This is a genomic window from Ancylobacter polymorphus (assembly GCF_030813495.1).
In the GTDB taxonomy this organism is placed as follows: domain Bacteria; phylum Pseudomonadota; class Alphaproteobacteria; order Rhizobiales; family Xanthobacteraceae; genus Ancylobacter; species Ancylobacter polymorphus.
On the sequence record NZ_JAUSUI010000002.1, the window covers coordinates 240,403 to 253,234 of the forward strand.

Genomic DNA, 12,832 nt, shown 5'->3' on the forward strand with positions numbered 1-12,832 from the left:
CGCCCCGCAATCGCCCGCGCGCCCCACCTTTGGCGCATGGCACAAAGTTCATGACGCAACTGCGAATGATGGATTGAAGGGAAGACCTCAAGACGCTAGACCATTTGTGGGAAAAGGCGCGGGACCTTTTGCGGGGCCGGTCTCAACCCGTTGGCGTTGCGTATATTTCAGCCAGGGCTGAATTTCCATCACGGCGTCGGGGACTTTGTGGCCCCACCCAACAGGGCATCCGAAATGACGAAATGGGTCTACACCTTCGGCGACGGGACGGCAGAGGGTGCGGCGGAGATGCGCAACCTGCTCGGCGGCAAGGGCGCGAACCTCGCGGAAATGTCGAATCTCGGCCTGCCGGTGCCTCCCGGCTTCACCATCTCGACCGAGGTGTGCACCTATTACTACGCCCATGGCAACGTCTATCCGGACAGCCTGAAGGGGGATGTCGACGCCGCGCTGGCCCATGTCGGTCAGCTTGCCGGCCGCACCTTCGGCGATCCCGCCAACCCTTTGCTCGTCTCCGTGCGCTCGGGCGCGCGCGCCTCCATGCCCGGCATGATGGACACGGTGCTCAATCTCGGGCTGAACGATGTGACCGTCGAGGCGCTGGCCGCCTCCTCCGGCGATGCGCGCTTTGCCTATGACAGCTATCGCCGCTTCATCCAGATGTACTCGAATGTGGTGCTGGACTTCCCGCACCATCATTTCGAGGAGGTTCTGGACGGCTTCAAGGGCGATCATGGCTACAGCCTCGACACCGATCTGTCGGCGCAGGACTGGAAGGAAATCGTCTCCCGCTACAAGGCGCTGGTGGCGCATGAGCTGGGCAAGCCCTTCCCGCAGGACCCGCACGACCAGCTCTGGGGCGCCATCGGCGCCGTGTTCGGCTCGTGGATGAACCAGCGCGCCATCGTCTATCGCCGCCTGCACCAGATTCCGGAAAGCTGGGGTACGGCGGTGAACGTGCAGGCCATGGTGTTCGGCAATATGGGCGAGACCTCCGCCACCGGCGTCGCCTTCACCCGCAACCCTTCCACCGGCGAGAACGCGCTCTATGGCGAGTTCCTCATCAACGCCCAGGGCGAGGATGTGGTGGCCGGCATCCGCACGCCGCAGAACATCACCGAGGCCGCGCGCATCGGCGCCGGTTCCGACAAGCCCTCCATGGAGAAGGCGCTGCCGGAGGTCTATACCGAGTTCGTCCGCATCGCCGGCGTGCTCGAAGGCCATTACCGCGACATGCAGGACCTCGAATTCACTGTCGAGCGCGGCAAGCTGTGGATGCTGCAGACCCGCTCGGGCAAGCGCACCGCCAAGGCCTCGCTGCGCATCGCGGTGGAACTCGCCCATGACGGTGTCATCACCCGCGAGGAAGCGATCGGCCGCGTCGATCCCGCCGCGCTCGACCAGCTTCTCCACCCGATGCTCGACCCCAAGGCCGACAAGAAGGTGATCGGCTCGGGCCTGCCGGCCTCGCCCGGCGCCGCCTCGGGCGAGATCGTGTTCTCCGCCGACGAGGCGGAGCTGCTGAAGACTCAAGGCCGCAAGGTCATTCTGGTCCGCATCGAGACCTCGCCGGAAGACATTCACGGCATGCATGCGGCGCAGGGCATCCTCACCACCCGCGGCGGCATGACCTCGCACGCCGCCGTGGTGGCGCGCGGCATGGGCAAGCCCTGCGTCTGCGGCGCCGGCACCATCCGCGTCGATTATGCCGCCGGCACGCTCACCTCGGGCGGGGTGACGCTGAAGAAGGGCGACATCCTCACCATTGACGGCGCCACCGGCCAGGTCATCGCCGGTGCGGTGCCGACGCTGCAGCCGGAACTCTCCGGCGAGTTCGCCACGCTCATGGGCTGGGCCGACGGCGTGCGCCGCCTCAAGGTGCGCGCCAATGCCGAGACCCCGCTCGACGCGCGCACCGCGAAGAATTTCGGCGCCGAGGGCATCGGCCTCTCGCGCACCGAGCACATGTTCTTCGAGGGCGACCGCATCCGTTCCGTGCGCGAAATGATCCTCGCCGATGACGAGAAGGGCCGCCGCGCCGCCCTGGCCAAGCTGCTCGCCGCCCAGCGCTCGGACTTCCAGGAGCTGTTCGAGATCATGGACGGGCTGCCGGTCACCATCCGTCTGCTCGATCCGCCGCTGCACGAATTTTTGCCCCACACCGAGGCGGACATCGCCGAGGTGGCGCAGGGCCTCGGGGTCAGCGCGGCCAAGCTTGCCGCCCGCAAGCGGGAGTTCGACGAGTTCAACCCGATGCTCGGCTTCCGTGGCTGCCGCCTCGCCATCGCCTTCCCGGAAATCGCCGAGATGCAGGCGCGCGCCATTTTCGAGGCAGCGGTGGCGGCGCAGAAGACCACGGGCAAGCCGGTGGTGCCGGAAATCATGGTGCCGCTCATCACCGGCAAGCGCGAATTCGACCTCGTCAAGCACGACATCGACACGGTGGCCAAGCGCGTGGAGGCCGAGACCGGCACCACGCTGGAGTACCAGGTCGGCACCATGATCGAGCTGCCGCGCGCGGCGCTGAAGGCGGGCGAGATCGCGGAGACGGCGGAGTTCTTCTCCTACGGCACCAACGACCTCACCCAGACCACCTATGGCATCTCGCGCGACGATGCCGGCACGTTCCTGGGCACCTACATCGCCAAGGGTATTTTCGAGGTGGACCCCTTCGTGTCCATCGACACCGAGGGCGTGGGCGAGCTGGTGAGGATCGCCACCGAGCGCGGCCGCGCGGTGCGCCCGAAGCTCAAGCTGGGCATTTGCGGCGAGCATGGCGGAGACCCCGCCTCGGTCGCCTTCTGCGAGGAAGTGGGGCTCGACTATGTGTCCTGCTCGCCCTTCCGCGTGCCGATCGCCCGTCTCGCCGCCGCCCAGGCGGCGCTGAAGACCAAGGCCGCCAGCCAGGCGTGAATGGATCGGGGCGGCGCCTGCCGCCCCGCTTCTCCCCGTCAGGGGGGCCCATCATCCCACGCTGCCGGCACGGGCATGACGGCCGGGACCGTTTCGGCTAGAACAGCCGCATGTCCGCTTCCCTGTCTTCCCCTTCCGCGCTCACCGCCGCCCCTGTCGACTTCTCCCATGTCGACACCTGGGTGTTCGATCTCGACAACACGCTCTATCCGCCCGGGCTCGACCTGTGGCGGCAGATCGACATGAAGATGCGCGCCTATATCGCCAACTTCCTCGGCCTGACGCTGGACGAGGCCTTCGCGCTGCAGAAGGGCTATTATCGGAAATACGGCACCTCGCTGCGCGGGCTGATGATCGAGCACGGCATGGACCCGGACGACTTTCTCAGCGCAGTCCACGCCATCGACCTGACCAGCCTGGAGGCGGCGCCCGCGCTGGGCGAGGCGCTCGGCGCGCTGCCGGGGCGCAAGCTGGTCTACACCAATGGCTCGCGCGGCCATGCCGAGCAGATTCTGGCCAAGCTCGGCATTTCCGAGCATTTCGCCGATGTGCACGACATCGTCTCCTCGGAATTCCACCCCAAGCCGCACGAGATCGCCTATCGGGGATTCCTCACCCGCTTCGACGTGGACCCGACCCGCGCCGCCATGTTCGAGGACCTCGCGCGTAACCTGGAAGTGCCGGCGCAGCTCGGCATGCGCACGGTGCTGGTGGTGCCGCCGGGCCTCGCCGTGAACCCCGCCGACCGCGAGGCGTGGGAACATGAGGGCCGCGATGGCGACCATATCGACGTGGTGACCGACGACCTGACCGCGTTCCTGAACGGTCTGCGCAGCGCCTGAGGCGACTCGGCCGTTGACAGAAGCGCCGCGCGACCGGACAAGACCCGCGAACAGCGGAGAATGACATGTCGAGCCAGCTTCAGAGCATCATCGAAACCGCCTTCGACCACCGGGCGGAGGTCAATTTCGAGACCGGCGGCGAGATCCGCCACGCGGTGAACGAGGCGCTGGCGATGCTCGACGCCGGGGCGGCGCGCGTCGCCGAGCCGGGCGCGGACGGCAACTGGACCGTCAATCAGTGGCTGAAGAAGGCGGTGCTGCTCTCCTTCCGCCTCAACGACATGACCGCCATTCCCGGCGCCCCCGGCGGCGCGCATTGGTGGGACAAGGTGCCCTCCAAGTTCGAGGGCTGGGGCGAGGGCGAGTTCCGCGCCGCTGGTTTCCGCGCCGTGCCGGGCGCCATCGTCCGCCGTTCGGCCTTCATCGCGCCGAATGTGGTGCTGATGCCCTCCTTCGTGAATCTCGGCGCCCGCGTCGATTCCGGCTCCATGGTCGATACCTGGGCGACCGTCGGCTCCTGCGCGCAGATCGGCAAGAATGTGCATCTCTCCGGCGGCGTCGGCATTGGCGGCGTGCTGGAGCCGCTGCAGGCCGGCCCGGTCATCATCGAGGATGACTGTTTCATCGGCGCCCGTTCGGAAGTGGTGGAAGGCGTGATCGTCCGCCGCGGTTCGGTGCTTTCCATGGGCGTGTTCATCTCCGCCACCACCAAGATCGTCGACCGCGCCACCGGCGAGATCTTCGTCGGCGAGGTGCCGGCCTATTCCGTCGTGGTGCCCGGCGCGCTGCCCGGCAAGCCGCTCCCCAATGGCCAGCCGGGCCCGTCGCTCTATTGCGCGGTCATCGTCAAGCGCGTGGACGAGCAGACCCGCTCCAAGACCTCGATCAACGACCTGCTGCGCGATTGAGCGGGGGTTCCTCGCGCTCCCGCTTGACCGTCATCCCGGCCGAAGCGTAGCGAAGAGCCGGGATCGCCGGCGGCGGCCGGGCACGCCGTCGGCGAGCGCTCCCGGATCGGCCTGTGGCCGTCCGGGATGACGATGAGAGGAACATGCATGATCGCCACCGCACCCTCCCAGCCTCCCGCCGATCCGATCGACATCCTGCGCACGCTGATCCGCTGCCCTTCGGTGACGCCGGCCGAAGGCGGGGCGCTCGCCTATCTCGACGCGCTGCTCTCCAATGCGGGCTTTTCCACCCACCGGGTGACGCTGACCAGCCCGGACACGCCGGATGTGGAGAATCTCTACGCCCGCTTCGGCACGCGCGGCCCCAATCTCTGCTTTGCCGGCCATACGGACGTGGTGCCGCCCGGCGATGCGGCGCAGTGGCGCTTTCCGCCCTTCGAGGGCGCGATCCATGAGGGCGTCATCTATGGGCGCGGCGCCGTCGACATGAAGGGGGGCGTGGCCGCCTTCATCGCCGCCGGGCTCGATTTCGCCGGCGCCCATGGCCATGACCCCGACCACGCGGAGCTGCCGGGCTCGATTTCCTTCCTCATTACCGGCGACGAGGAAGGCCCGGCGATCAACGGCACGGAGAAACTGCTGCGCTGGCTGGCCGACCGCGACGAGCGCATCGATCATTGCGTGCTCGGTGAGCCGACCTCGCGGGTGGAACTCGGCGACATGGTGAAGATCGGCCGGCGCGGCTCGCTTTCCGCCACGCTCACCGTGCTGGGCAAGCAGGGCCATGTCGGCTACCCCCATCTCGCGGAGAATCCGATCCCCGGCATGGTGAAGCTGCTCGCCGCGCTAAAGGCCGAGCCGCTCGATGGCGGCAACGCGCATTTTCAGGCCTCGAACCTGGAAATCGTCTCGGTCGATGTCGGCAATCCCGCCTTCAACGTCATTCCCGCCGAGGCACGGGCCCGCTTCAACATCCGCTTCAACGACCTGTGGACGCCGGAAACCCTGGCCGCCGAGATCAGCCGCCGGCTGAGCGCCGCTGCCGGCAATGAGCTGCGCTACGCCCTCGCCTTCGAGCCGCGCTCTTCCGACAGTTTCCTCACCGCGCCGGGCGAATTCGTCGATCTCGTGGTGGCGGCGATCGCTCAGACGACGGGAAGGCAGCCGGAACTCTCGACGACGGGCGGCACTTCGGATGCGCGCTTCATCAAGGATTTCTGCCCGGTGATCGAATTCGGTCTGGTCGGCACCTCGATGCATGCGGTGGACGAGGCGACGCCGGTCAATGAGGTGGCCGCGCTCACCCGTGTCTTCGCGGAGGTGATCGCCCGTTACTTCGCCGCACGCGGGCGCTGAGGCGCGTGGGCTTCGGCCGCGCCGCCTATTTGCTCTTCAGCCCCGGCGTCAGGGCGTCGACCCGGCCTGCGCTGTTGACATCGGTGGCATAGAAATCGCCCTGCACGCTGCCGGTGATCTTCACGCAGGTGGAGGAGCCGGCCAGCCGGACGAAGCCGGCGCCATAGGAGGCGCAGAGCGGGTCGCTCTTCGGGTCCGGCGCCGCCGGCTTGGTGCCGGGCGCGGCGGTCTGCGCGGCCGCCGGCAGGCTGGCGAGAAGCATCGCTCCCGCGACCAGCAGGACGCCCGCGCCCCTGTGTCCCGCATGCGCGCCGCGCTGTGTCGTCCCGCTCATGATGTTCCCCATGTTCCCCCCTGCTTCCACGCCTGCCAGCTTCGGCCGCGATTGCGGCTCCTTTCGGGCGCGTGCCCTCGGGAAGGCGGGCAAAACCGGCTAGGATGAGCCGCGATTCCCTGGCCGGAGGCCCGTTCATGACCATGCCCATTCGTCCCGTGCTCGCCGCCAGCGCCGCCGTCTTCCGCGAGGGGCGGGTGCTGCTGGCGCGGCGCGGCAACGCGCCGGCAAAGGGGCTGTGGACGCTGCCCGGCGGGCGGGTGGAGGCCGGCGAAACGCTGGCGCAGGCGGCCGCGCGCGAGGTGATGGAGGAGGTGGGCGTCGCCTGCGAGGTGCTCGGCGTCGCCGGCGCGCTCGACATCCTGCCGCGCGACAAGGACGGCACGCTGACCGCCCATTTCGTCGTCGTCAGCCATGCCGCGCGCTGGGTGGCGGGCGAACCTTCGACCGGGCCGGAGGCGGCGGAAGTCGGCTGGTTTCTGCCCTCTGCCCTTCCCACGGAAACCACCGAAGGGCTCGCCGGCATCGTCGAGGCGGCTTTTCTGCTGGCGCAGGCGGATGATGTGCCAGAGGCACAATAGCGGCGCCGGGGCTCTTGACGCCCGCGCGGCGGCGGCGCATCCCAGCTTCATGCGACGCTCCGCGCCCGGTTCCCTCCTGCTCGCCCTGCTGGCGTGCCTCGCCTTCGCCCCGCTGCCGGCGGCGGCGCAGGCGACGCAGGGCGGCGCCCCGCCCTATGAGGCGGACCTCATGCATCTCGCTGAAATTCTCGGGGCGCTGCATTATTTGCGCCCGCTCTGCGGCGCGGCGGAAACCGCGCGCTGGCGTGACGAGATGCAGGGCCTGCTCGATGTGGAGGCGCCCTCGGGCGACCGGCGCGGCCAGCTCACCGCCGCCTTCAACAATGGCTATGAAAGCTATCGCCAGGTCTATCGCAGCTGCACGCCCTCGGCGGAACTTGCCAGCCAGCGTTATCTCGAAACCGGGGCCAAGCTCGCCCGCGACGTGGCGACGCGCTACGGCAGCAACTGAGCAACTACGCCGCCACGGCCGCACGATTATGTCACAGCTGTCGCTTTTATGCCGCGGCAAATTAACCGTCCTTCAATTCTTGGGCGGACGTGCCGGCACGGCATGCTAAGGTTCGGGCGTTGCGTGCCCCGCGGGGCGGAAGACCGGCACGCGGAGGATTTGGTTTGTCTCAGCATCCTGAAACGCTCGACATCGACGACAAGGCCGATCAGGCCCATGAGGATGAGCGCCATGCCGCGCTCGCCTATCTCGATGAGGCGTGGAACGAAGCCGTCTATGACGGGCTGGACGAGGATTGTCTGGCGCAGGCGGCGCTGTTCACCGCCATTCGCTCCATGGTCGCCACCTATGGCGAGGAAGCCGCCGCCGGCTTTGCCGAGCGTCTGGCCGAGCGCATCCGCGCCGGGGAATACACGATCCCCTATAACCGCCAGTAGGCGGCGGCGCCTTCAGCTGCGCTGCCGGGCGAAAATCTCCAGCCCGTCGATATCGGATTCAACCAGCGCCCAGCCGCGCGCCGCATAATAGGCCGCCAGCGCCGGCACCGCCGCGAGATAGGCGCGCGGATGGCCGGCGGCGAAGGCCGCTTCCGTCGCCCGCGCCATCAGCGCCGCCGCGATGCCCTGCCGGCGGGCCTCCGGCTCCACCCACAGCGCCGCCACCCAGGGCGTCAGCGCGGGCCGTTCCTCGACATCGCAGGCGATCAGCGCGACGCAACCGAGAAAGCGCGCGCCCTCATGCGCGACAAAGGTGGAGGGCACCGGGTCCGTGCCGAAGCTCTCGTCCAGCCGGGCGCGCAGGTCGCTGAGCGGTACGCCTTTTCCCTCCCACCAGGCGCGCCAGACCCGATCGGCGACGAGGGGCGCGAAGGCCGGCACCGTGCGCAGGTCCGAGACGATGGCCGGCATGGCGGAATCTCCAACGCAAAAAGCGCGGCGACAGGCGTCACCGCGCTCGGGATGCGCTTAAAGACGGCTCCCGCGAGGGGACGCCGCGTCGTCTCAGCGCGGACCGCCGGGAACGACCTTGGGCTTGGAGGGCAGCAGGCCTTCGCGCTGGGCGCGCTTGCGGGCCAGCTTGCGCGCGCGGCGGACGGCCTCGGCCTCCTCGCGGGCGCGCTTCTCGGACGGCTTCTCGTAGTGTCCGCGCAGCTTCATCTCGCGGAAAATGCCCTCGCGCTGCATCTTCTTCTTCAGCGCCTTCAGGGCCTGGTCGACGTTGTTGTCCCGAACGAGAACCTGCACGTGTCTTCCTCTTTCGTGCTTCGCGTGTCGCGCATCGTTGAATTCTGGCGATTGACGCGGGTGTTCCGGAGCCTCCGGGACGACGGGCAGCCAATCAGGGTGAGGGCACATAGCAGGACTCACCCGCCTTGTCCACCGGTGCGCGGCGCGGGGCGCGACAAAGCCGCGTGAGGCGCCGAAACGGCGTTCTCAGACCCCGGCGATGGCGATCACTTCCGCTACCGCCGCCTTGGCGCGGAAGGCTAGGGCGGCCTGATATTCCGGCGAGTGATAGCAGGCGAGCGCAGTGGCAAGGTCCTTGAACGCGATCAGCACATTGCGCGAGCGCGCCGTGCCGTGCACCGCCTCATGCCGGCCGCCGCGCACGACGAACCAGCCCTCATATTTGGCGATGGCGACCGCGTCGGCGGCGACATAGGATTTGTAGGTCTCCATGTCGTGCACGTCGATCCGCATCACCCAATAGCCGGTGCCGGGCCCGTCCGCCGGGCCTTCGATCGTCCCTGAAGCCGGCTGGTCGCCCGCATAGCCCTCGATGATGAGGTGATCGCCGTCCGAGGAGGCGACGCGATGGGCATAGGCGGCCTGATATTCCGGCGAGCGGAAGCAGGCGAGCGCGGTATCGTAATCCTCGAACTCCACCACGACATTGCGCGACAGGGCGGTGCCTTCCAGCGCCTCCGGCGTGCCGCCGCGCACCAGGAAGCGCCCGCCAAAGGCGGCGATCGCCGGCTCCGCGCCCTGCAGATAGGGCTTGTAGCCCTCGGTGTCATGCACATCGAGGCGGCTGATCCAGTAGCCCTTGGCCATGGGGTCGGTCCTTCTGCGTCGGTTCAGGAAAGCGCGCGGGCGATCTCCGCCTGCACCGCGCGGGCGGCGGCGGCGGGATCGGGCGAGGCGACGATGGGGCGCCCGACCACGAGATGATCGGCCCCGGCGCGGATGGCGGCAAAGGGCGTGGCGATGCGCTTCTGGTCGCCGACATCGCTGCCGTCCGGCCGCACGCCGGGGGTGACGATGGCGCCCTTGGCCCCCAGCGCGGCGCGCACCGAGGCGGCGTCGGTGGGCGCGCAGACGATGCCGTCAATGCCGATCTCGCGCGCCTGCGCCACCCGGCGCGCCACGGTGGCGGCGACGCCGGCGCCATAGCCGGCCTCGCCGAGATCGGCCTCGTCATAGGAGGTGAGCACGGTGACGGCGAGAATGCGCAGCGGGCTGGCGCCCTTGCCTTCCATCGCCGCGCGCATGGTCTGGGGGTAGGCATGCACGGTGGCGAAGCTGGCGCCCAGCGCGGCGAGGCTGGCGACCCCGCGCGCCACCGTGTTGCCGATATCGTGCAGCTTGAAGTCGATGAACACTTTGCGCCCGTCGGCGATCAATTCGCGCGCAAGGCCCAGCCCGCCGGCAAAGCCGAGCTCATAGCCGATCTTGTAGAAGCTCACGCTGTCGCCGAGGCGGGTAATGACGCTTTCCGCCGCCCCGACCGAGGGCAGGTCGAGCGCGACGATGAGCCGGTCGCGCGGATCGGGAACAGGGGCGTGCATGCAGACGGTCTCCGCGCTCGCGCCCTCCAGGGGAAGACGCCGTCTCGTTCAGGCGCGCAGACCCGCCCGCAGCGCCGCCTGCTCGATAAGCGCTGTCATCACCGCGCGCAACCTTTCGCGCGCCTTCTCGTCGGTGAAGTCGCCGCGCGCGTCGAAGGCGTGGGAGGCGCCGGCCACCATCACCTGCTCGGCGAGCACGAGGCAGCCGAGGCCCAGCGCCAGCGTCTGGCGCAGCATCATGGAGGCGCGGTAGCCGCCGAGCCCGCCGGGGGAGGAGGAGCCGATGGCATAGACCGGCCCCTTGAACGCGTCGCCCTCACCCCCGCGCACGCGGCTCGCCCAGTCGAGCGCGTTCTTCAGCAGTGGCGGCAGGCCGGCATTGTATTCCGGCGTGGCGATGAACACGCCATCGGCGCGGGCGAGCTGGTCGCGCAGCTGCTTGGCGGCCGGCGGAACGCCCTCCGTGGCTTCGAGATCGCCGTCATAGATCGGCATCGGATAGTCGGCGAGCGAGAGCAGCACCGGTTCGCAGTCCATCTGCGCCAGTTCCTTGGCCGCCAGCGCGGCGAGGCTGGCGGAGAAGGAGCCGGTGCGGATGGACCCGGCGAAGCTAAGGATACGCGGCGGGCGCATGAAGAACCTCCCGTGGTGGCGGCGCTTCCGGCCTCACGCACCGATGGCGGCAAGCTCCGGCGCGGCGGCCTCGCGCTTGGTGGAGCGATACACCCAGACGCGCGCCGGCGGCAGGTTGGCCCAGATGCGCTGGCTGACATGGGCGTCGAACCGCTCCGGCGCCAGCGGCACCGGCGAGACGACGGCATAGGTGAACTGGATAAAGGGCGCGCGCGGCACCGAAAGCCCGAAGGCCTGGTCGAGCAGCCCGTGGCGCTCCGGCGCCGGGCGGGTGAACAGCGGCAGGCTCGACACGACGGCGGTGGACGGGCGGTCGAGCTGGCCTTCGAGCGTGCGGGCCATGTTGTAGGCGTCGCCCTCGATCACCGTGGCGGCGGGGAAGCGCAGCCGCAGCAGCTTGCAGAATTCCGGATTGTACTCGATCAGCACCAGCCGCTCCGGCGCGACGCCCCGGGCGATGAGCGCCGCCGTGACCGGGCCGGTGCCGGGACCGAGTTCGATCACCGGGCCGTCCTGCGCGGGGTCGACATAGTTCGCCATGGTGCGGGCCAGCGCCCGGCCCGAGGGCGACACCGCCCCGGTGCGGAGCGGATTCTGCAGCCAGGACTGGAGGAAGCGAACTTCGTCGGGGCGCTCTTTCGGCGAGGGGCAGGCAGAACGATGGAGCATGCGACTTCGATTCCGGTAAGCCGTGGCGGGAAGGCGCGGCACGCAGGGGCGCGCGGGGCGACAGGGGACCGAGAGCGACACTAAAGGCCGCAAGCCCTCCTGTTAAGGCCCCGCGATGACGTGCCGATTACGTTTTCCGGCTTAATCGGCGTCGCCGGCAAAGAAATCCTTCACCTTGGCAAAGAAGCCGCTGGATTCGGGATGCGTGTCCTTTGAACATTCCGCATCGAATTCGGCCAGAAGTTCACGCTGACGTCGCGTCAGGTTCTGCGGCGTTTCGACGACGACCTGCACATACATGTCGCCGCGGGTGCGGCTACGCAGTACCGGCATGCCCTTGCCGGACAGGCGGAAGCGCTTGCCGGACTGGGTGCCCTCAGGGATTTTCACCTTGGTGGTTTCGCCGTCGATGGTCGGCACCTCGCAGGTGCCGCCGAGGGCGGCGGTGACCATGGAGATCGGCGCCCGGCAGAACAGATCCGCCCCGTCGCGCTGGAAGAAGTCGTGCGGCGCGAGCGAGAGGAAGATGTAGAGGTCGCCCGGCGGGCCGCCGCGCACACCGGCCTCGCCCTCATTGCCGAGGCGGATGCGGGTGCCGTCTTCCACGCCGGCGGGGATCGCCACTTCCAGCGTGCGCTCCTTGGTGGTGCGGCCGGCGCCGGCACAGGCCGGGCACGGATCCTCGATCACCTGGCCGCGGCCCTGGCAGGTCGGGCAGGTGCGCTCAAGGGTGAAGAAGCCCTGCGCCTGGCGGATGCGGCCGGAACCGGAGCAGGTGCGGCAGGTGGTGGGCTGGGTGCCGGGCTTGGCGCCGCTGCCCGAGCAGCTCTCGCAGGTGATGGAGGTCGGCAGGCGGATGGTCGCATCCTTGCCGGCAAACGCCTCCTCCAGCGTGATTTCCATGTTGTAGCGCAGGTCCGCGCCGCGCTCGCGCCCGCCGCGTCCGCCGCCACCCCCGCCGCCGCGCCGGCCGCCGGACATGCCGAACAGATCGTCGAAAATATCGGAGAAGGTCGAGGCGAAGTCGGAGCCGAAGCCGGGGCCGCCGGCGCCCCCACCCATGCCGCCGTCGAAGGCGGCGTGGCCGAAGCGGTCATAGGCGGCGCGCTTCTGCGGGTCCTTGAGGACGTCATAGGCCTCGCTGATCTCCTTGAAGCGTAGCTCGGCATCGCTGTTGCCGGGATTCTTGTCCGGGTGCCACTTCATGGCGAGCTTGCGGTAGGAGCTTTTCAGCTCACCGTCGCTGCAGGTCCGGGTGACTTCGAGGAGTTCGTAATAGTCGCGTTTGGACATGGGTCGCTGTGCCGTCGCATCCTTGGCCGCCGCCGGCGCGTCCTGCGGCGGGCGGTTCGGGCCG

15 protein-coding genes and 1 pseudogene are annotated in these 12,832 nt (G+C 68.9%); 7 read left to right on the top strand and 9 right to left on the bottom strand.

The window, feature by feature from the left end; genetic code table 11:
* Nucleotides 1-234 precede the first annotated feature (234 nt).
* The 4 genes from ppdK (at nt 235) to dapE (ending at nt 6,019) form a co-directional block, all read left to right on the top strand.
* Nucleotides 235-2,913, top strand: a complete 2,679-nt coding sequence (gene ppdK / locus J2S75_RS05445; protein ID WP_307018805.1) for a pyruvate, phosphate dikinase — start codon at nt 235-237, stop codon at nt 2,911-2,913.
* A 110-nt stretch (nt 2,914-3,023) separates the two neighbouring features.
* Nucleotides 3,024-3,755 carry a pyrimidine 5'-nucleotidase gene (locus tag J2S75_RS05450; RefSeq protein ID WP_307018806.1) on the top strand — a complete coding sequence of 244 codons (732 nt, stop codon included), beginning with the start codon at nt 3,024-3,026 and terminating at the stop codon, nt 3,753-3,755.
* A gap of 65 nt (nt 3,756-3,820) precedes the next feature.
* Entirely contained in the window at nt 3,821-4,663 is an 843-nt protein-coding gene (gene dapD, locus J2S75_RS05455; protein WP_307018807.1) for a 2,3,4,5-tetrahydropyridine-2,6-dicarboxylate N-succinyltransferase, read from the top strand.
* Between the two features lie 147 nt (nt 4,664-4,810).
* Nucleotides 4,811-6,019: a succinyl-diaminopimelate desuccinylase gene (gene dapE, locus J2S75_RS05460; protein WP_307018808.1), complete on the top strand. Its 1,209-nt coding sequence runs from the start codon at nt 4,811-4,813 to the stop codon at nt 6,017-6,019.
* Between the two features lie 25 nt (nt 6,020-6,044).
* On the opposite strand, the gene J2S75_RS05465 is transcribed toward dapE, so the two are convergent.
* Nucleotides 6,045-6,353 carry a hypothetical protein gene (locus J2S75_RS05465; RefSeq protein ID WP_307018809.1) on the bottom strand — a complete coding sequence of 103 codons (309 nt, stop codon included), beginning with the start codon at nt 6,351-6,353 and terminating at the stop codon, nt 6,045-6,047.
* A gap of 137 nt (nt 6,354-6,490) precedes the next feature.
* Here J2S75_RS05465 and J2S75_RS05470 point away from each other — a divergent pair, with 137 nt between their 5' ends.
* The 3 genes from J2S75_RS05470 (at nt 6,491) to J2S75_RS05480 (ending at nt 7,822) form a co-directional block, all read left to right on the top strand.
* Nucleotides 6,491-6,934 carry an NUDIX hydrolase gene (locus J2S75_RS05470; protein ID WP_307018810.1) on the top strand — a complete coding sequence of 148 codons (444 nt, stop codon included), beginning with the start codon at nt 6,491-6,493 and terminating at the stop codon, nt 6,932-6,934.
* Between the two features lie 49 nt (nt 6,935-6,983).
* On the top strand, nt 6,984-7,385 hold the full coding sequence (locus J2S75_RS05475) for a TIGR02301 family protein (protein ID WP_307018811.1): 402 nt from the start codon (nt 6,984-6,986) through the stop codon (nt 7,383-7,385).
* Nucleotides 7,386-7,549: 164 nt separating this feature from the next.
* The gene (locus J2S75_RS05480) at nt 7,550-7,822 is read left to right on the top strand and encodes a hypothetical protein (RefSeq protein ID WP_244379814.1); all 273 of its coding nucleotides are present in this window, start codon (nt 7,550-7,552) and stop codon (nt 7,820-7,822) included.
* 12 nt (nt 7,823-7,834) lie between these two features.
* Here J2S75_RS05480 and J2S75_RS05485 read toward each other — a convergent pair whose 3' ends face one another.
* From J2S75_RS05485 to dnaJ, 8 genes and pseudogenes are all read right to left on the bottom strand, one after another.
* On the bottom strand, nt 7,835-8,293 hold the full coding sequence (locus J2S75_RS05485) for a GNAT family N-acetyltransferase (RefSeq protein WP_307018812.1): 459 nt from the start codon (nt 8,291-8,293) through the stop codon (nt 7,835-7,837).
* 93 nt (nt 8,294-8,386) lie between these two features.
* Entirely contained in the window at nt 8,387-8,629 is a 243-nt protein-coding gene (gene rpsU, locus J2S75_RS05490) for a 30S ribosomal protein S21 (RefSeq protein ID WP_018388665.1), read from the bottom strand.
* Between the two features lie 189 nt (nt 8,630-8,818).
* Nucleotides 8,819-9,088 (bottom strand): DUF1330 domain-containing protein, encoded by a 270-nt coding sequence (locus tag J2S75_RS05495; RefSeq protein ID WP_370874095.1) that lies wholly within the window; start codon nt 9,086-9,088, stop codon nt 8,819-8,821.
* A gap of 51 nt (nt 9,089-9,139) precedes the next feature.
* Nucleotides 9,140-9,439 (bottom strand): annotated as a pseudogene (locus J2S75_RS05500) (DUF1330 domain-containing protein); the annotation flags it as partial.
* 23 nt (nt 9,440-9,462) lie between these two features.
* On the bottom strand, nt 9,463-10,173 hold the full coding sequence (pyrF, locus tag J2S75_RS05505) for an orotidine-5'-phosphate decarboxylase (RefSeq protein ID WP_307018813.1): 711 nt from the start codon (nt 10,171-10,173) through the stop codon (nt 9,463-9,465).
* Between the two features lie 48 nt (nt 10,174-10,221).
* A complete protein-coding gene (locus J2S75_RS05510) occupies nt 10,222-10,806 on the bottom strand; it encodes an NADPH-dependent FMN reductase (RefSeq protein ID WP_307018814.1) in 585 nt (194 codons plus the stop codon).
* A gap of 33 nt (nt 10,807-10,839) precedes the next feature.
* Nucleotides 10,840-11,475 (bottom strand): class I SAM-dependent methyltransferase, encoded by a 636-nt coding sequence (locus J2S75_RS05515; protein ID WP_307018815.1) that lies wholly within the window; start codon nt 11,473-11,475, stop codon nt 10,840-10,842.
* 141 nt (nt 11,476-11,616) lie between these two features.
* On the bottom strand, nt 11,617-12,768 hold the full coding sequence (gene dnaJ / locus J2S75_RS05520; RefSeq protein WP_307018816.1) for a molecular chaperone DnaJ: 1,152 nt from the start codon (nt 12,766-12,768) through the stop codon (nt 11,617-11,619).
* Between the last annotated feature and the right edge of the window lie 64 nt (nt 12,769-12,832).

Coding starts and splice junctions, on each gene's coding strand:
- ppdK (WP_307018805.1), top strand. CDS start 235: ATGACGAAATGGGTCTACACCTTCGGCGACGGGACGGCAGAGGGTGCG.
- J2S75_RS05450 (WP_307018806.1), top strand. CDS start 3,024: ATGTCCGCTTCCCTGTCTTCCCCTTCCGCGCTCACCGCCGCCCCTGTC.
- dapD (WP_307018807.1), top strand. CDS start 3,821: ATGTCGAGCCAGCTTCAGAGCATCATCGAAACCGCCTTCGACCACCGG.
- dapE (WP_307018808.1), top strand. CDS start 4,811: ATGATCGCCACCGCACCCTCCCAGCCTCCCGCCGATCCGATCGACATC.
- J2S75_RS05465 (WP_307018809.1), bottom strand. CDS start 6,353: ATGAGCGGGACGACACAGCGCGGCGCGCATGCGGGACACAGGGGCGCG.
- J2S75_RS05470 (WP_307018810.1), top strand. CDS start 6,491: ATGACCATGCCCATTCGTCCCGTGCTCGCCGCCAGCGCCGCCGTCTTC.
- J2S75_RS05475 (WP_307018811.1), top strand. CDS start 6,984: ATGCGACGCTCCGCGCCCGGTTCCCTCCTGCTCGCCCTGCTGGCGTGC.
- J2S75_RS05485 (WP_307018812.1), bottom strand. CDS start 8,293: ATGCCGGCCATCGTCTCGGACCTGCGCACGGTGCCGGCCTTCGCGCCC.
- pyrF (WP_307018813.1), bottom strand. CDS start 10,173: ATGCACGCCCCTGTTCCCGATCCGCGCGACCGGCTCATCGTCGCGCTC.
- J2S75_RS05510 (WP_307018814.1), bottom strand. CDS start 10,806: ATGCGCCCGCCGCGTATCCTTAGCTTCGCCGGGTCCATCCGCACCGGC.
- J2S75_RS05515 (WP_307018815.1), bottom strand. CDS start 11,475: ATGCTCCATCGTTCTGCCTGCCCCTCGCCGAAAGAGCGCCCCGACGAA.
- dnaJ (WP_307018816.1), bottom strand. CDS start 12,768: ATGTCCAAACGCGACTATTACGAACTCCTCGAAGTCACCCGGACCTGC.